The sequence below is a fragment of the Streptomyces sp. NPDC031340 genome, from assembly GCF_055569945.1.
In genome coordinates, this window is record NZ_JBVIIE010000020.1 from 105416 (window position 1) to 121509 (window position 16094).

The window sequence follows — 16094 nt, forward strand, 5'->3', positions numbered from 1 at the left end:
CCGCACGTCAACCGGGCGTTTTACGAGGGTTCACCGGCCGGGCGGCGCGGGTGCTCACGCCGCCGCCCGCACGCCCAGCCGCGCTCCGAACTCCCGCACCACCGACTCCTGCCCGTACGGCTCCAGCCGCTGCTGGAGGTCCTCCAGGTACTCCGCGCCCCGGTCCGAGCGCAGCGTCTCCAGCAACTCCACCGCCTTCAGACCGGTGTTGCAGGCCTGCTCGATCTCCCGCTGCTGGACCTGCGCGGTGGCCAGCAGCACGTAGCCGATGGCCCGGCGGCGGGCCTTCGTCGCGGGCAGGCCGGCCAGCGCCTCCTCGGCGCACCGGGCCGCCGCCTCGCTCTGCCCGAGGTCGCGGTGGCAGTGCGCCAACTCGTCGGCGAGGTACGCCTCGTCGAAGTGCGCGATCCACTCCGGGTCGTCCCCGGAGGCGGGGTCGGCGGACTCCAGCGCGGTGACCGCGCGACCGGACGCCGTCTGCGCGGCGCGCACGTCGCCCAGCAACGCGTGCCCGCGCGCCTCCGCCGCGTGGAACATCGCCTCCGCGCGCGGTGTGACGCGCCCGCGCGCGCCTTCCTGCGCCGCCCGGGCCAACTGCGCGATCTCGCGCGGGTTCCCGAGCTGCGCGGCGAGGTGGCTCATGGAGGCGGCGAGCACGTACCCGCCGTATCCGCGGTCGCCGGCCGCCTGGGCCAGCCGCAGCGCCTGGATGTAGTACCGCTGGGCGAGGCCCGGCTGTCCGGTGTCGACGGCCATGTACCCGGCGAGCTCGGTCAGCCGGGCGACCGCGGCGAACAACTCCCGTCCCACCGCCTCCCGGTAGGAACCGGCCAGCAGCCCGGAGACGACGCTGTTGAGGTAGTGCACGACGACCGGGCGCACGTGCCCGCTGCCGTACTGGTGGTCGAGGTCGACGAGCGCCTGCGTCATGGCCCGCACGGCGGCCACGTCGGACGGTCCGACCCGCGGGCCCGCCGAGCGCGCCACCTGCGCGTCCGGCGTGGAGATCAGCCAGTCGCGGCTCGGTTCGACCAGCGCGGACGCGGCCACGGACGAGCCGGACAGGAAGTCCCGGCGCCCCACGTCGCTGCGCCACAGCTCGCAGACCTGCTCGATGGCGCCGAGCACCGTCGGCGAGAACTGCAGTCCCACCCCGGAGGCGAGGTTCTTGCCGTTGGCCATGCCGATCTCGTCGATCGTGACCGTGCGGCCGAGTTTGCGGCCCAGTGCCTCCGCGATGACGGCCGGGGCCCGCCCGCGCGGCTGCTGTCCGCGCAGCCAGCGGGCCACGGACGTCTTGTCGTAACGCAGGTCGAGACCGTGCTCGGCGCCGCACATGTTGACCCGGCGGGCGAGCCCGGCGTTCGAGCACCCCGCCTCCTGGATGAGCGCCTGCAACCGTTCGTTCGGCTGCCGCGCGACGAGCGGCCTTGCGGCCATGGCGTACCCCCTGTGGCTGCGGTGCCTGCCCACGCACCGAGTTGGCGTGCCTTCCGTGACCGCACCCCTTCGCCACCCGCCGTCCCGGAGGCGACGAAGAGATCCGGCCGTGAAGATCAATGCCCCGCGGACATGCACGGAATGCGAGTCATGCGAGGATTCCTGAGGATTGCCGGGGAAGGTCGGAGCCGACCCCCCTCGTGGCTACCCAGCCACGCCGCGCTTCCTCCCACGCGCCCCCGCACGTGCCTCCATGCGCCCCGCCGGCCGAGCCGATGCCCCTCCCCCGCGCGCGTGACTCCCGTAACTCCAGGTTGATGCGGTAGTTGTGTGCATCGTGGAAGATACGATCGTGGGCACCGAAGCCGTTCAGATTCCTCTGCAGCGTGGCGCATCGCTGCTGGAGACCGCCGTCAGTTACGCCGAGGAGCGCCACTGGGACGTCTTCCCCGGCACCTGGCTGGAAGCCGTCGACGGGGTGCAGTACTGCTCCTGCGGCGACACCGGGTGCGCCCTGCCCGGCGCGCACCCGGCGCGCGAGGACTGGGCTACGCAGGCGACGGGCAGCGCCACCGTCGCGCGGCGGCTGTGGTCGCAGCAGCCGACGGCATCGATCCTGCTGCCGACGGGCCGCGCGTTCGACACGGTGTCCGTGCCGGAGACGGCCGGGTTCCTGGCGCTGGCCCGCATGAAGCGGATGGAACTGACTCTGGGCCCGGTGACGTTGACGCCGGACCGGCGGATGCACTTCTTCGTGCTGGCGGGCGGGGCGGCGAAGGCGCCGGACCTGGTGCGCAAGCTGGGGTGGGCGCCGTCCTCCCTCGACCTGGTCACGCTCGGCGAGGGGGCCTACGTCGCCGCGCCGCCCACCAGGTACGGCTCCCGCGGGGCCGTGCAGTGGGCCTGCCGGCCCTCGGCCGCGAACCGCTGGCTGCCGGACGTGGAGGAGCTGATCCCCCCGCTCGCCTACGCCTGCTTCCGGGACCGCTGACCCTGCTGCCCGACGGGGCAACCCCTAGGGTTGCCCCATGACGGAGGGAACCGGGGTCGCGAAGGCCGCCGTACGGGTGCGCGGGCTGTGGAAGCGTTTCGGGCAGCAGGTCGCCGTCGCGGGGATCGATCTGGACCTTCCCGCAGGGAAGTTCATAGGGCTCGTCGGGCCGAACGGGGCCGGGAAGACCACCACCTTGTCGATGGTCACCGGGCTGCTGCGGCCGGACCAGGGAAGCGTCGAGGTCGTCGGGCACGACCTGTGGCGGGACCCGGTGGCGGTGAAGGCGCGGATCGGGGTGCTGCCGGAGGGGCTGCGCCTCTTCGAACGGCTGTCGGGGCGTGAACTGCTGGTCTACTCGGGGCGGTTGCGCGGGCTGCCCGGAGCCGAGGTGGACAAGCGGGCCACCCAGCTCCTGGACGTGCTGGACCTGTCCGGCGCCCAGCACAAGCTCGTCGTCGACTACTCGACCGGCATGCGCAAGAAGATCGGCCTCGCGGCGGCGCTGCTGCACAATCCCGAAGTCCTCTTCCTGGACGAGCCGTTCGAGGGCGTCGACCCGGTGTCCGCGCAGACCATCCGGGGCGTGCTCGAGCGGTACACGGCCTCGGGCGCCACGGTCGTCTTCTCCTCGCACGTGATGGAGCTGGTGGAGTCGCTGTGCGACTGGGTCGCCGTGATGGCCGCCGGCCGCATCCGCGCCCAGGGCACCCTCGCCGAGGTGCGCGGCGACGCGCCGTCGCTGCAGCGGGCGTTCCTCGAACTCGTCGGCGCGGGCGGCCGTGACGCCGGCTCCGACCTGGACTGGCTGGGCGGCGGGGCGCGATGACGGGCGAGCCGGTCACGCGGGACGTCACCGCCGTCGTCGTACGGCTGAAGCTGTCGCTGCTGCGGGGCGGGCTGCGGCAGTCCGGCGGGCGGCGGGCCGCCTACATCGTGTCGGCCGTGGTCGTGCTCCTCTTCGGCGCCCTGCAACTGGCCGGGCTGATCGCGCTGCACGGGCGCGCGCACGCCGGGTCCGTGGTGGTGCCGCTGGTGGCGGTGGTGGCGCTGGGCTGGGCGGTGATGCCGCTGTTCTTCCCCGGCGGCGACGAGACCCTCGACCCGACCCGGCTGGTGATGCTGCCGCTGCGGCCCCGGCCGCTGGTGCGGGCGCTGCTGGCGGCCTCGCTGGTCGGCATCGGCCCGCTGTTCACGCTGTGTCTGCTGGCCGGTTCGGTGATCGCGGTGGCGCACGGCGGGGCGGCGTACGCCGTCGGCGCCGTCGCCGTCGTGCTCGCGCTGCTGGTGTGCGTGGCGCTGGCGCGGGCCGTGGCCGCCGCCAACGTCCGCCTGCTGACCAGCCGCAAGGGCCGGGATCTGGCGGTGCTCAGCGGACTGGTCATCGCCGTCGGCGCGCAGCTGGTCAACTTCGGCGCGCAGCGGCTCGGTTCGGCCGGGCTCGCGCAGCTCGACCCGGTGGCGGACGTGCTGCGCTGGCTGCCGCCCGCCTCCGCGGTCGCCGCCGTGGCCTCGGCCGACGACGGGTCGTACGGCGTCGCGGCCGTCCAACTCGCGCTGAGCGCGGCGGCTTTGGTGGCGCTGCTCGCGGTGTGGTCCCGGCATCTGACCCGGCTGATGACCTCGCCCGACGGCTCCACCCTCCAGGCCGCGGAGCCCGCCGCCCGTCAGCGCGCCTCGGCCGGGCCGGTCCGGCTGCTGCCTGCCGGGCGCACCGGCACGGTCATGGAGCGCAGCCTGCGGTACGTCTGGCGCGACCCCAAGACCAAGGCCGCCTGGGTGACCTCGCTCGCCATCGGCCTGATCGTGCCGGTGTTCAACGCCCTGCAGGGCACCGGCTCGGTCTACTTCGCCTGCTTCGCCGCCGGGATGCTCGGCATCCAGATGTACAACCAGTTCGGTCAGGACACCTCGGCGTTCTGGATGGTCGCGATGACCATCTCGTCCGCGCAGGACGCCTACGTCGAGCTGCGCGGGCGGGCGCTCGCCCTGCTGGCGGTCACCCTGCCGTACGCGGTGCTGGTGACCGTCCTGACGACCGCGATGCTCGGCGACTGGCCCCGGCTGCCGGAGGTGCTCGGGCTGTCCTTCGCGCTGCTGGGCGCGATGCTGGGGACCGGCGCGTGGGCCTCGGCCCGCTTCCCGTACTCCATCCCGCAGGAGGGCTACAAGAACGTCGCCCCCGGGCAGGCGGGGCTCGCCTGGATCTCGATCTTCGGCGGCATGGTCGCGGCGGCCCTGCTGTGCTCCCCCGTCGTCGCGGCCGCGGTCTGGGCGAACGTGGCGCGCGACGGGGACGACTTCGGCTGGCTGCTGCTGCCCGTGGGCGCCCTGTACGGAGCGGGCGTCGCCGCGGCCGGCCTCCGCCTCGCGGCCCCACGCACGGCGGCCCGGCTGCCGGAGATCCTGACCGCGGTGAGCAAGGGCTGAGCAACGCCGCAGCCGCCGGGCCGGGCTCCCGCCTCGGGACGCCGGTCCCGGCTCCCGCCCAGGGGCGCCGGGGCACGGCCCGTGGAGAGGCGCTGCGGGGGCCGGGGCACGGCCAGCGGAGAGGCGCTGCGGGGGCCGGGGCACGGCCCGTGGAGAGGCGCCGCAGACGCCGGGGCACGACTCGCCGAGAGACGCCGCAGACGCCGGGACAGCGCCCGCCCAGGGGGGCCTCGGACGCCGCTCAGGCTTCCGCCGAGAGGCCGCAGGCGCCGGGCCACCATTTCCCCCAGAGACGCCGCGGCGTCGGGGCGGCGTTCGCCCAGAGGGGCCGCGGGCGGCGGGTCGGCGTCCCCCGAAGGGCGCGCAGGCGCCGGGGCGCCGGCGCCGACGGGCGGCTGCGGACGCCGCGGGCCGCTTTCGCCGGGAGGGGCCGCAGGCGCCGGGCCATCATTTCCCCCAGAGACGCCGCGGACACCGGGGCAGCGCCCGCCCAGAGGGGCCGCGGGCGCCCGGTCACGGGGTGCCGGGGGACGCCGCGGCGTCGGGTCGGCGTTCGCCGAGGGGCGCCGCGGGGTCGGGTCAGGGTTGGCTGAGGACGCCGTCCAGGAACGGTTCGATCGCCGCGCGCCAGGCCTCCGGCTGGTCGTAGTGGACGAGGTGGCCGGCGTCGGCCACCTCGGCGTACTGGCCGCGGGGCAGCACGCGGACCATCTCCTGGGCCTCGGCGCGGCCGAGTTCGCCGTCGAGGCCGCGGACGACCAGTGCGGGGCACCGGACCTGGGCCAGCTCCTCCCAGTGCGCGTCGTACACCCAGGTCTCGCGGGACTTCAGCATCTGCTCGGGGTCGAAGACGGGCCGCCAGCCGTCCGGGCCCTCGTGCATCACCTCGGCGTAGAACTCGCCGCGGGCCGGGTTGGGGCGCTCAACCCAGGGGTCGTCCTCGCCGAACCACTTGCGGACGTCGGCGAGTGTGGCGAACGGCGTCGGCCAGGCCTTGAACCAGTCCTCCCACTCGCGCTGCGAGGCGGCCCCGAGCGCGGAGGCCCGCATGTCACAGATGATCAGCCCGTGGACCAGGTCGGGGCGCTTGGCGGCGAGCTGCCACGCCGTCAGGGCGCCCATGGCGTGCCCGATGAGGACCGCCGGGGCGAGGCCCAGCTGCTCGAGGGCGGCCTCGACGTCGCCGACGTAGGCCTCGCGGGTGAAGGCCGCCTTCGGCGGCTTCTCGCTCTGGCCGTGGCCGCGCTGGTCCAGCGCGACCGCGCGGTGGCGGCCGGACAGCCAGCGGGCGGTGGACGCCCAGTGCGAGGCACGGCCCATCAGTCCGTGCAGTAACAGCACACCGGGCGTGCGTTCGGTACTGCCCGGTGGGTCGGTCCGGCCGGGCGGCCCCGCCTGCTGCGGTACGAGGGCCGCCGGGTCGCTCTTGGGTGGATCGCCGAACTCCCAGGCCGCGAGACGGACGCCGCCCGTCCCGGTCACGTCGATGCGCCGCACCACTGGTCCTGGCACCCCCCTAGCTCCGCTCGGACCGCTCGCTCACGCGCGAGCCGGACGGTCCTGTGCACCGTGTCGCACCGTGTCCTGCCGTTGCCGTGCAGCTGCCTTCGTGCACGCGGCTGTCGCGTGCACTCGTGCACCCCCTAGATGAAGCGCACGTTCCGCATGATCCGTCACCGCAGACTATCGAATACCTATTCGAAAGTGCCGTTCTGGCGAGCAACACCCCTCGTTCGAGTGACCCGCTTCGGGGAATGATCGTCGCTGTGCAGGGGAGATCTTCAGCGGGGGGCGGACCGCTCGGGGAAAACGGTCCGAGGGGAATGACCCTGAGAGCTCGGGGCTCCGGGTCAGCACAGGGGAGGACAGGCCCCGGCGCCGCACGGCGCCGGGGCCCTCCACACGTCTGCGGCGCATTCGCCCGCCCCCTCCGTCATATGCCTCACGGAAAGCGTCGCACGGGAGGCGTCACAGCGCTGCGATTCGACGCACTGGATCTTCGAACCGGCGCCGCACGGTGCTCAGCGCTCAGCGCTCAGCGCTTGGCGACGAACACGTGGGAGGCGATGTCCGCCTCCAGCTCGGCGGCCTCGCCGCCGCTGCCCACCAGCACCCCGCCCGCCGACTGGGTCACGCTCACCACGGATCCGGGCTGCACGCCCGCCCGGCGCAGCGTGTACATCAGCTGTGCGTCCGTCTGGATCGGCTCGCCGATCCGGCGCACGACGACCGTCTTGCCGTCCTCGCCCGCGTCGAGTTCGGCCAGCGACACCATGCCCTCGTTGAGGAACGGGTCGGCGCCGTCCTTCTCGCCCAGCTCCTCCAGGCCCGGGATCGGGTTGCCGTACGGCGACTCGGTGGGGTGACGCAGCAGCTCCAGGACCCGGCGCTCCACGGCCTCGCTCATCACGTGCTCCCAGCGGCAGGCCTCCGCGTGCACCTGCTCCCACTCCAGGCCGATCACGTCCACCAGCAGGCACTCCGCCAGCCGGTGCTTGCGCATCACCCGCGTGGCGAGCCGGCGGCCCTCGTCGGTGAGCTCCAGGTGGCGGTCGGAGGCGACGGACACCAGGCCGTCCCGCTCCATCCGCGCCACCGTCTGGCTGACGGTCGGCCCGCTCTGGTCGAGCCGCTCGGCGATCCGGGCACGCATGGGGACCACGCCCTCTTCCTCGAGCTCGAGGATGGTGCGGAGATACATCTCCGTGGTGTCGATCAGTCCGGACATACATGCCCCTCGATGAGATCTGCCGCGAGCGCGACGGCTTCGCGGCGTGTGCGCTGGCCCTGGACTCAATTCTGACGCATGGCACCGACAACCGTGCCGCGCCGCGGAAACCACGTACCCGGCGGGGAACGGCCGCGTCCCGGCGCACGCCGTCCGGGCAGCCGCGCGCGAGCCGCCGGACGCCGTATTGACACGGCAGTGGTCCAGACCGCACGGTGATCCGCGACACGGACATCCGACGCCGCCCTCCGGAAGGATCCGCATGAGCGACGCCACCCCGGCCGGCCAGTTCCTCGACGCCGCGATCGGCCTGCTGCAACGGGTCCGCGAGGAGGAGGCCGACGCCGTCGCCGCGGCCGGCGCGCTGCTCGCCGACACCGTCGCCGACGGCGGTCGGCTGTTCGCCTTCGGCGCGGGCCACTCCTCCCTCGCCGCCCAGGACGTCGTCTACCGCGCCGGCGGTCTGGCCCTGATGAACCTGCTGGCGGTGCCCGGCGTCGTCGGCGTCGACGTCATGCCGGCCACCCTCGGCTCCGCGCTGGAGCGGGTGGACGGCCTGGCCGGCGCGGTGCTCGCCAGCTCGCCGATCCGCTCCGGGGACGTGCTGGTGGTCGTCTCCCTGTCCGGGCGCAACGCGCTGCCCGTCGAGATGGCCATGAGCGCCCGCGCGATGGGCGTCAAGGTCATCGGCGTGACCTCGGTGGCGTACGCCTCCGAGACGCGGTCGCTCCACGCCTCCGGCGGCTACCTCAAGGACCACTGCGACATCGTCCTCGACTCCAAGATCGCGGTCGGCGACGCCGAGCTGACGCTCGACACCGTCCCCGCCCCCTTCGCGCCGGCCTCCACGGTCGTCACCGCGGCCCTGTTGCAGGCCGTCATGGCCACCACGGCCGCCGCCCTGGCCGACCGGGGCATCGAGCCGCCGCTGCTGCGCTCCGGAAACGTCGACGGGGGCCACGAGTGGAACGGGCGGGTGATGGAGCAGTACGGGGACCGGATCTTCTACCGGCACTGAGCGCCCGGCGGCCGCCCGGAGCGCCACGCAGCCGTTGATGTGTGGCGGGCGGCGTGCTCAGGCCGAGGCGGCAGACGGCGGCCGGCGGACACCGGCCGCCAGCAGCGGACCGACGAATGAAGCGGCCGACTGCTGCCGCGAGGCCGGCCGCCCGGCCGTTCCGGCACGGCGGATGAGGCCGACGAGGCGCCTGAGGCGGGGCGGCAGCCACGCCACCGCCGCGAGCCGGTGCCGCGGCTGTCGGGGCCTTGGCCTGCCGCCGGTCGTCCGCCGTACCGTCGCCCGGCCTCGTGACCTCGCCTGCCTCTTGTCCCCCGGTCGCCCTGTGCCTATCGCCGGTCCGCCGCGTCCGCGAGGTCCAGGGCTGCTGCGATGCGGGTCGCCACGTCCTCGGCGTAGGCCACGTCGGCCCGTTCGAACGGGTTGCGCCCGGCCGTGCGCAGAAACGTCACGACACCGAGCGTCCGCCCGCGGCTGCGCAGCACCGCGCACAGCGCGTGCACCGTGTCGGCGGGCCACTGCCGGGACCGCGCCCACTCCCGCGCGTCCTTGGCCGGCACCGAACCGCCGCCGGCCCGCACCGACCCGGTCCGCTCCACGCTCTGCAGCGCCGGATGCCCCTCCGCGTACCGCACGGGCAGTCCGGCCTGCCCGCCGAGCAGGCTCGGCCCCGGCGCCCCGGACGGCGTAGCCGCCACCCGCACCAGCCGCACCGGCCCGCTCTCCGCGCCGTCGGCGAGCGCGCCGCCCGCCACCCGGTCGATCAGCGCGTGGTCGGCGAACCCGGCGAGCGCGAAGTCGAGGTGGACGGTGGCCGCCTCCGCGGGGTCCTCGCACTCGGCGGCGGCGCGCGCCGCCCGGTGCAGTTGGTTGGCGCGGAACCTGAACAGCGCCGCCGCCTGCTCGCCCTGCTTGGTCTCGGTCACGTCCACGAACAGCCAGCCGACGCCCAGCGGCACCGGCTCCTCCGCGAGCGGCGAGGCCAGCCGGACGAAGCCGCAGCGCCAGCAGCGCCGCTGCTCACCCTCCGGCGTGCGCACGCTCACCCAGATCTCCGCGGGCGCCGGCGGCGCGCCCTCCGCCAGGACGTGCGTGAGCGCGCTCTCCAGTTCCTCGACGCCCTGGGCGAGCAGTTCCCCCAGCGGCCGCCCCAGCGCGGCCGTGCGCCCGATGCCGAGCGACCGGGCCGCGTGCGCGTTCACCACGGCGGGCCGCAGGTCGGCGTCCACCAGCACGACGCCCCAGGATGCGTCGTCGAACAGCGCCTCGCTCAGCGCGATGGAGCGCTCCAGGTCGATCTGCGTGTGCACCTCGCTGAAGGCGCAGTACACGCCCGCCGGCTTGCCGTCCGGGCCGCGCACGGCGGCCGACTGGGTCCGTACGAGCACCCGTCCGCCGTCCTTGGTCAGCAGCGCGAACTCGTGCACCTGCCGGCCGGGCGACCGCATCGCGGACATCAGCCGGCCCTCGACCTCGCCGGCGTCCGCCTCACGCACGGCCCACCCGGCGAAACCCTGCCGGCCCACGGCCTCCGCCGCCGTCCAGCCGAGGATCCGCTCCGCCTCGCGGTTCCAGTGGGTCACCACCCCGTCGGCGTCGAAGGCGCACAGGGCCGCGTCCATGCCGTCCAGCAGCGCCGCCAGCAGGTCGGAGCCGTCGGGGCCCGCGGCGGTCCCCGCCCGCTCGGGCTCGTCCGGCCCCAGTTCGTCGGTGGTCCCACTACGCCGGGAAGCACTCACCTGGACCCCCTCCCAGCTGCGCCCGCAGGCACGGCGCGTCGGTTCACTCACTCGTCATCATCTAACTGGAACGTGATCCAGCACACACCGGGTTCCAGAAGATTGAGGGAATCGTTGCAACCCAACCTCTTCTCTACCCAGACCGGCCCCCTCCCACGATCAAAAGGGCCCACCACCGGAAACCGCCGAAAACCTGTTGAACCGCGCCCGGCCACTGCCTAATGTGGCGAGCACGTGAGAAGGGAGGTGATCGGGTACATGAGTGAAACCCGGACGCACGAGGTGGCTGCGGGCTAGCGGCCCGCCACCACACACAGTGCGGTGCCGGACCAGCGTGTACGCGATATACGCAGCCGGCCCAATCCAACGCAGTCACCCGACCCGCGAGCTCGCCGGTACGTCCGGCCGGCTCCCCCGCCGTCCGGCGGAGGGACCCGAGTTCGCGGGTCGTCTGCGTTCCGCCGCGAGGACCGTCGGCGCCTCAGCCGCGAGGACCGTCGGCGCCTCAGCCGCGAGGACCGTGGAGACCGCGGCCCGCCGGCGTTCAGACCGCGAGACCCCTCACGGGCTCAGCCGCTCCACCCGCCATCCCCCGTCCGCCTCGGCGACGTACCTGAGCCGGTCGTGCAGCCGGTTCTCCCGCCCCTGCCAGAACTCCACCTGCCGCGGGGCCACCCGGAAGCCGCCCCAGTGCGGGGGCACCGGGACCTGCTCGCCCTCCGGGTAGCGGGCCTCCAGTTCGGCGTACGCGGCGTCGACCTCGGCGCGGGAGGCGATGACGCTGGACTGGGCACTGGCCCAGGCGCCGAGCTGGGAGCCGTGCGGGCGGCTGCGGAAGTAGGCGGCCGTCTCGTCGCGGCCGGTGCGGCGCGCGACGCCGGTGACGATGACCTGGCGTGCCATCGGGTGCCACGGGAACAACAGCGAGACGTGCGGGTTCTCGGCGAGGTCGTGTCCCTTGCGGGATTCGTAGTTGGTGTAGAAGACGAAGCCGTGCTCGTCGAACTGCTTCAGCAGCACCGTCCGGGAGCTGGGCCGGCCCTGGGCGTCCGCCGTGGACACGATCATGGCGTTCGGTTCGAACAGGTGGGCTTCCCGCGCGGCCTGCGCGAACCAGCGCGCGAACTGCTGCACCGGGGTGGCCGCCAGGTCGGACTCGGCGAGGCCCTCGGCCCGGTAGTGCTTGCGCATGGCAGCGGGGTCGGGAGCGGCGGCGTCGTGGGCGTTCACGCCGACATCTTGCCGCATCGGCGCGGCAGGCATCCGGGGCGGCCAGTAAATCCGGGGCGTCCGTGCGTGCGGCGTCCGCAGGGCGGACGCCGCACGGTGTCCTTCGTCACTGTGTGGCACTGAGTGCCGCGGACTCTCCCCAACGGTGGCACTCAGGGATATCGTGCTGATGCCGTTCCGGTGGGGTGACCGCCCGCCGTTCGGGGCATCACCAGGATGGCCACCGGGGACCGCGAGTCCGGAAGCGACCGAGGATCCACCGGCCAAGCCGCCCTTTCCGCATCGGCACATGGTCGTCGTCCCGTCCCCACCACACCGTCTGTCGCCCACATCACGAGGAGCCGCCTGATGTCCGACTTCGTACCCGGACTCGAGGGAGTCGTCGCGTTCGAGACGGAGATCGCCGAGCCGGACAAGGAGGGCGGCGCCCTCAGGTACCGGGGCGTCGACATCGAGGACCTGGTCGGTCACGTCTCGTTCGGCAACGTCTGGGGCCTCCTCGTCGACGGCGCCTTCAACCCCGGCCTGCCGCCCGCCGAGCCGTTCCCGATCCCGGTGCACTCCGGCGACATCCGCGTGGACGTGCAGTCGGCGCTGGCGATGCTCGCGCCGGTGTGGGGCCTGAAACCGCTCCTCGACATCGACGCCGCGCAGGCCCGCGACGACCTCGCCCGCGCCGCGGTGATGGCCCTGTCGTACGTCGCCCAGTCCGCCCGTGGGCAGGGCCTGCCCATGGTGCCGCAGCGGGAGATCGACAAGGCGCAGTCGGTCGTCGAGCGCTTCATGATCCGCTGGCGGGGCGAGCCGGACCCCAAGCACGTCGCGGCCGTCGACGCGTACTGGACGTCCGCCGCCGAGCACGGCATGAACGCCTCCACCTTCACCGCCCGCGTCATCGCCTCCACCGGCGCGGACGTGGCCGCGGCCCTCTCCGGCGCCGTGGGCGCCATGTCCGGCCCGCTGCACGGCGGCGCCCCCTCGCGCGTGCTGCACATGATCGAGGAGATCGAGCGGACCGGCGACGCGGAGGCGTACGTCAGGCAGGCCCTGGACCGGGGCGAGCGTCTGATGGGCTTCGGCCACCGCGTCTACCGGGCCGAGGACCCCCGTGCGCGCGTGCTGCGGCGCACCGCCCGCGAGCTGGGCGCCCCGCGCTTCGAGATCGCCGAGGCGCTGGAGAAGGCGGCCCTGGAGGAGCTGCACAACCGCCGCCCGGACCGGGTGCTGGCCACGAACGTGGAGTTCTGGGCGGCCATCGTCCTGGACTTCGCCCAGGTGCCGGCCCACATGTTCACGTCCATGTTCACCTGCGCCCGTACCGCGGGCTGGTCGGCGCACATCCTGGAGCAGAAGCGCACCGGCCGCCTGGTCCGCCCGTCCGCCCGCTACATGGGCCCGGGCCCGCGCGACCCGCGCCAGGTCGAGGGCTACGAGGACATCGCGAGCCGGTGACCGCCCGGCGCCGGGCTGAGCGGCCGCGGTCGGCAGGCGGCGGCCGCTCAGCCCCATCGACCACCGGGGGGGGGCGGGGGCAGCCGCGCCCCCCGCCGTCGCCCACCCCCCCCCCCCCCCCCCCCTCCCCTTCGTCCCCCCGCCCCCCCCCCCCCCCCCCAGCGCGCCGTCCAGCAGGTCCGCCCACTGCGCCACGACCCGCTCCCGGCGGCCCGTGTCGTCGGTGAGCAGGTTGGCGAGGCCGAGGCCCCGGGCCATGTCCAGCAGGCCCTGGACGGTCTCACGGACGCCGGGGCGGGATTCGTCGGCGCCCAGCAGGTCCACGGCGATGCGGTGGGTCTCGCGGCCCACGCGGGCCTCCAGCTCGGTCACCCGCGGCCGCAGCTGCTCCTCGTTGGAGGCGGCCACCCACAGGTGCAGCGCGGCCCGGAACATCGGGCCGGTGTAGAGGTCGACGAGGGCGGCCACCACGGCCCGGCGGTCGCCCGCCCCCTGCGGGAACAGGGCGCGCAGCGCGGTGGAGCGTTCCTCGGCGACGTACTCGACGGCCGCCGTGAACAGGTCCTCGCGGGTCGGGAAGTGGTGCTGGGCGGCGCCCCGGGAGACGCCGGCGCGTTCGGCGACCACGGAGACCGTCGAGCCCGCCCAGCCGTGCTCGGCGAGGCAGGCCACGGCGGCCGCCAGGAGCCGCTGCCGGGTGGCCCGGCTGCGGTCCTGCTTGGGGACGCGCTCCACGCGGTCCTCCGGGCTCGTGCTCACAGCACCCATGGGGCATCCCGTCGTTCCAGGAAGGCCGTCATCCCCTCGCGGGCCTGCGGGGAGGCGAACAGCTTGGCCGAGAGCGCGGTGAGGCCGGCCGCGTCCCGGTCGAATGACTCCAGCACCTTAGCCGTGAGCAGCCGTTTGGTCTCGGCCAGGGCCTCCGGCGCGGATCTGCGCAGGCCGTCCAGGACGGGTTCCAGTACGGCGTCGACGTCGTCGCCGGCCGCGGTGACCAGGCCGATGCGGGCCGCCTCGGCGCCGTCGAAGCGCTCGCCGGTGAGGTAGTAGCGGGCCAGCGCGCGGGGGTCGGTGCGGGGCAGCAGGGGCAGCGAGATGACCGCGGGGGCCACGCCGATGCGGACCTCCGTGAAGGCGAAACTGGAGCCGGTGGCGGCGGCCGCGATGTCGCAGCAGGCCAGCAGGCCCAGGCCGCCCGCCCGCACGTGCCCGGTGACGCGGGCGACGACCGGCTTGGGCAGCTCGACGATCTGCCGCAGCAGGCCGACCAGCGCGTCGGGGTGCGGCGGGTCGCGCAGGTCGGCGCCCGCGCTGAAGGTGTTGCCGGTGTGGGTGAGGACGACGGCCCGTACGCCGGTGTCCTTGCCGGCGTCCGTGAGCGCGTCGGCCAGCTCGCCCACCAAGGCCGCCGACAGGGCGTTGCGGTTGGCCGGGGAGTCCAGGCCGAGGGTCTCGACGCCCCGGTCGCGGGTGCGGGTGATCAGCGTCATGAGCGTCCCCTCAGCTGTCGGCGGAGGATCTTGCCGGAGGCGGCGCGCGGCACGGCGTCGAGGAAGGCGACCTCGCGGACGCGCTTGTACGGGGCGACGCGCTCGGCGACGTACATCATGACCTCGCCCTCGGTCAGGCCGGCCGCGTCGGGCTGGCGGACGACGTAGGCGCGCGGGACCTCGTTGCCGTCGTCGTTGTAGACGCCGATGACGGCGGCGTCCGCGATGCCGGGGTGGGTCAGCAGCAGCGCCTCCAGCTCGGCGGGGGCGACCTGGAAGCCCTTGTACTTGATCAGTTCCTTGACCCGGTCGACGACGAACAGCCAGCCGTCCTCGTCCACCTGGCCGACGTCCCCGGTGTGCAGCCAGCCGTCCTCGTCGATCATCGCGGCGGTGGCGTCGGCGCGGCCCAGATAGCCCTTCATGACCTGGGGGCCGCGGATGAGGATCTCGCCGGACTCGCCGACGCCGAGGTCCTTGTCGGGGTCGGCGAGGGAGACGATGCGCATCTCGGTGCCGGCGATGAGCTTGCCGACGGTGCCGGGGGGCGCCTCGTGCATGGCGTCGAGCGGGACGACGTGCGTGCCGGGCGAGAGTTCCGTCATGCCGTACGCCTGGCCGACCGGCGGCAGGCCGAGCCGCTCGGAGCAGGCGGCCGCGAGCTGCGCGTCGAGGGGGGCGGCGGCGCTGACGATGTACTTCAGCGACGACAGGTCGTACTGCGCGACCAGCGGGTGCTTGGCGAGGGCCAGGACGATGGGCGGGGCGACGTACAGGCCGGTGATGCGGTGGTTCTGGACGGCGGCGAGGAACGTCTCCAGTTCGAAGCGGGGCAGCACGACGACGGTGGCGCCCTTGCGCAGCGGCGCGTTCATCAGGGCCGTCAGGCCGTAGATGTGGAAGAACGGCAGCACGGCGAGGATGCGGTCGCCGGGCCCGGCGTCGACGAACGGTTCGAGCTGGGCGAGGTTGGTGGCGATCTGGCGGTGGGTGAGCATCACACCCTTGGGTATGCCGGTCGTGCCGGAGGAGTACGGCAGCGCCGCGACGTCCTCGGCGGGGTCGATGTCGACCTGCGGCTCGGGGGCGTCGGAGGCCAGCATGTCGATGAGGGAGCGGTGGCCGGGCGCGCTGTCGCAGACGAAGACCTCCTGGACGCCGCCCGCGAGTTCGGCGGCCCGCAGGGCCGTCTCCAGCAGCGGGGAGACGGTGACGATCCAGCGGGCGGCGGAGTCCTTGAGCTGCTTGGCGAACTCCTCGGCCGTGGCGAGCGGGTGCACGGTGGTGACCGAGGCACCCGCGCGCGTGGCGGCGTAGAAGGCGATCGGGAAGGCGACCGTGTTGGGGCTGTGCAGGGCGAGCACGTCGCCCTTGCGCACGCCCGCCTCGGCGAGCGCGGCGGCGACCCGCCGGTGGAACCGGTCCACCTGCTGGTAGGTGAGGGTGGTGCCGTCGGTGCCGTCGATCAGGGCGGGCTCGTCGGCGAACTCGGCGGCCCGGCCGAGGACCGCCTCGTGGATGGGCAGTTCCACGGGCGTGACGTCTGCGTACTCACTGCGGAACACGGTTCCTCCTC

At 74.2% G+C, this 16094-nt stretch carries 12 protein-coding genes and 1 pseudogene; 5 read left to right on the forward strand and 8 right to left on the reverse strand.

What is annotated here, in order from left to right; genetic code table 11:
* Positions 1 to 54: 54 nt before the first annotated feature.
* A complete protein-coding gene (locus ACZ5GT_RS17915; protein WP_469024114.1) occupies positions 55 to 1440 on the reverse strand; it encodes a transcriptional regulator in 1386 nt (461 codons plus the stop codon).
* A gap of 328 nt (positions 1441 to 1768) precedes the next feature.
* Here ACZ5GT_RS17915 and ACZ5GT_RS17920 point away from each other — a divergent pair, with 328 nt between their 5' ends.
* The 3 genes from ACZ5GT_RS17920 to ACZ5GT_RS17930 are packed head-to-tail and all read left to right on the forward strand — an operon-like array spanning position 1769 to position 4861.
* Positions 1769 to 2431 carry a bifunctional DNA primase/polymerase gene (locus tag ACZ5GT_RS17920; protein WP_469024118.1) on the forward strand — a complete coding sequence of 221 codons (663 nt, stop codon included), beginning with the start codon at positions 1769 to 1771 and terminating at the stop codon, positions 2429 to 2431.
* Positions 2432 to 2468: 37 nt separating this feature from the next.
* On the forward strand, positions 2469 to 3260 hold the full coding sequence (locus ACZ5GT_RS17925) for an ABC transporter ATP-binding protein (protein WP_469024121.1): 792 nt from the start codon (positions 2469 to 2471) through the stop codon (positions 3258 to 3260).
* The gene (locus ACZ5GT_RS17930) at positions 3257 to 4861 is read left to right on the forward strand and encodes a transporter (RefSeq protein WP_469024124.1); all 1605 of its coding nucleotides are present in this window, start codon (positions 3257 to 3259) and stop codon (positions 4859 to 4861) included. Before ACZ5GT_RS17925 ends, ACZ5GT_RS17930 begins: the two co-directional genes overlap by 4 nt.
* A 579-nt stretch (positions 4862 to 5440) precedes the next feature.
* Here ACZ5GT_RS17930 and ACZ5GT_RS17935 read toward each other — a convergent pair.
* Together ACZ5GT_RS17935 and ACZ5GT_RS17940 are read right to left on the reverse strand one after the other, a co-directional pair.
* Complete coding sequence (locus ACZ5GT_RS17935) at positions 5441 to 6361, reverse strand: alpha/beta fold hydrolase (RefSeq protein WP_469024256.1); 921 nt, start codon at positions 6359 to 6361, stop codon at positions 5441 to 5443.
* A gap of 535 nt (positions 6362 to 6896) precedes the next feature.
* Complete coding sequence (locus ACZ5GT_RS17940) at positions 6897 to 7589, reverse strand: metal-dependent transcriptional regulator (protein WP_469024127.1); 693 nt, start codon at positions 7587 to 7589, stop codon at positions 6897 to 6899.
* A 262-nt stretch (positions 7590 to 7851) separates the two neighbouring features.
* Here ACZ5GT_RS17940 and ACZ5GT_RS17945 point away from each other — a divergent pair, with 262 nt between their 5' ends.
* On the forward strand, positions 7852 to 8607 hold the full coding sequence (locus tag ACZ5GT_RS17945; protein ID WP_469024130.1) for an SIS domain-containing protein: 756 nt from the start codon (positions 7852 to 7854) through the stop codon (positions 8605 to 8607).
* Positions 8608 to 8936: 329 nt separating this feature from the next.
* Here the strand turns inward: ACZ5GT_RS17945 and ACZ5GT_RS17950 are convergent, their stop codons facing one another.
* Positions 8937 to 10346, reverse strand: a complete 1410-nt coding sequence (locus ACZ5GT_RS17950; RefSeq protein WP_469024133.1) for a PAS domain-containing protein — start codon at positions 10344 to 10346, stop codon at positions 8937 to 8939.
* Between the two features lie 561 nt (positions 10347 to 10907).
* Entirely contained in the window at positions 10908 to 11594 is a 687-nt protein-coding gene (gene pdxH, locus ACZ5GT_RS17955; protein ID WP_469024263.1) for a pyridoxamine 5'-phosphate oxidase, read from the reverse strand.
* Positions 11595 to 11924: 330 nt separating this feature from the next.
* Here pdxH and ACZ5GT_RS17960 point away from each other — a divergent pair, with 330 nt between their 5' ends.
* Complete coding sequence (locus ACZ5GT_RS17960) at positions 11925 to 13028, forward strand: citrate synthase 2 (RefSeq protein ID WP_469024140.1); 1104 nt, start codon at positions 11925 to 11927, stop codon at positions 13026 to 13028.
* Positions 13029 to 13184: 156 nt separating this feature from the next.
* Here the strand turns inward: ACZ5GT_RS17960 and ACZ5GT_RS17965 are convergent.
* From ACZ5GT_RS17965 to ACZ5GT_RS17975, 3 genes and pseudogenes are all read right to left on the reverse strand, one after another.
* A pseudogene (locus ACZ5GT_RS17965) lies at positions 13185 to 13796 on the reverse strand (TetR/AcrR family transcriptional regulator); the annotation flags it as partial.
* Positions 13784 to 14518 carry an enoyl-CoA hydratase family protein gene (locus tag ACZ5GT_RS17970; RefSeq protein WP_469024145.1) on the reverse strand — a complete coding sequence of 245 codons (735 nt, stop codon included), beginning with the start codon at positions 14516 to 14518 and terminating at the stop codon, positions 13784 to 13786. The pseudogene ACZ5GT_RS17965 and the gene ACZ5GT_RS17970, both read right to left, overlap by 13 nt.
* On the reverse strand, positions 14515 to 16083 hold the full coding sequence (locus ACZ5GT_RS17975) for a 4-coumarate--CoA ligase family protein (protein ID WP_469024152.1): 1569 nt from the start codon (positions 16081 to 16083) through the stop codon (positions 14515 to 14517). Before ACZ5GT_RS17975 ends, ACZ5GT_RS17970 begins: the two co-directional genes overlap by 4 nt.
* Positions 16084 to 16094 lie beyond the last annotated feature (11 nt).

Excerpts from the sequence above, each read along its gene's own strand:
- ACZ5GT_RS17970 (WP_469024145.1), bottom strand. The coding sequence starts at position 14,518 with ATGACGCTGATCACCCGCACCCGCGACCGGGGCGTCGAGACCCTCGGC.
- ACZ5GT_RS17945 (WP_469024130.1), top strand. The coding sequence starts at position 7,852 with ATGAGCGACGCCACCCCGGCCGGCCAGTTCCTCGACGCCGCGATCGGC.
- ACZ5GT_RS17925 (WP_469024121.1), top strand. The coding sequence starts at position 2,469 with ATGACGGAGGGAACCGGGGTCGCGAAGGCCGCCGTACGGGTGCGCGGG.
- pdxH (WP_469024263.1), bottom strand. The coding sequence starts at position 11,594 with ATGCGGCAAGATGTCGGCGTGAACGCCCACGACGCCGCCGCTCCCGAC.
- ACZ5GT_RS17915 (WP_469024114.1), bottom strand. The coding sequence starts at position 1,440 with ATGGCCGCAAGGCCGCTCGTCGCGCGGCAGCCGAACGAACGGTTGCAG.
- ACZ5GT_RS17940 (WP_469024127.1), bottom strand. The coding sequence starts at position 7,589 with ATGTCCGGACTGATCGACACCACGGAGATGTATCTCCGCACCATCCTC.
- ACZ5GT_RS17960 (WP_469024140.1), top strand. The coding sequence starts at position 11,925 with ATGTCCGACTTCGTACCCGGACTCGAGGGAGTCGTCGCGTTCGAGACG.
- ACZ5GT_RS17930 (WP_469024124.1), top strand. The coding sequence starts at position 3,257 with ATGACGGGCGAGCCGGTCACGCGGGACGTCACCGCCGTCGTCGTACGG.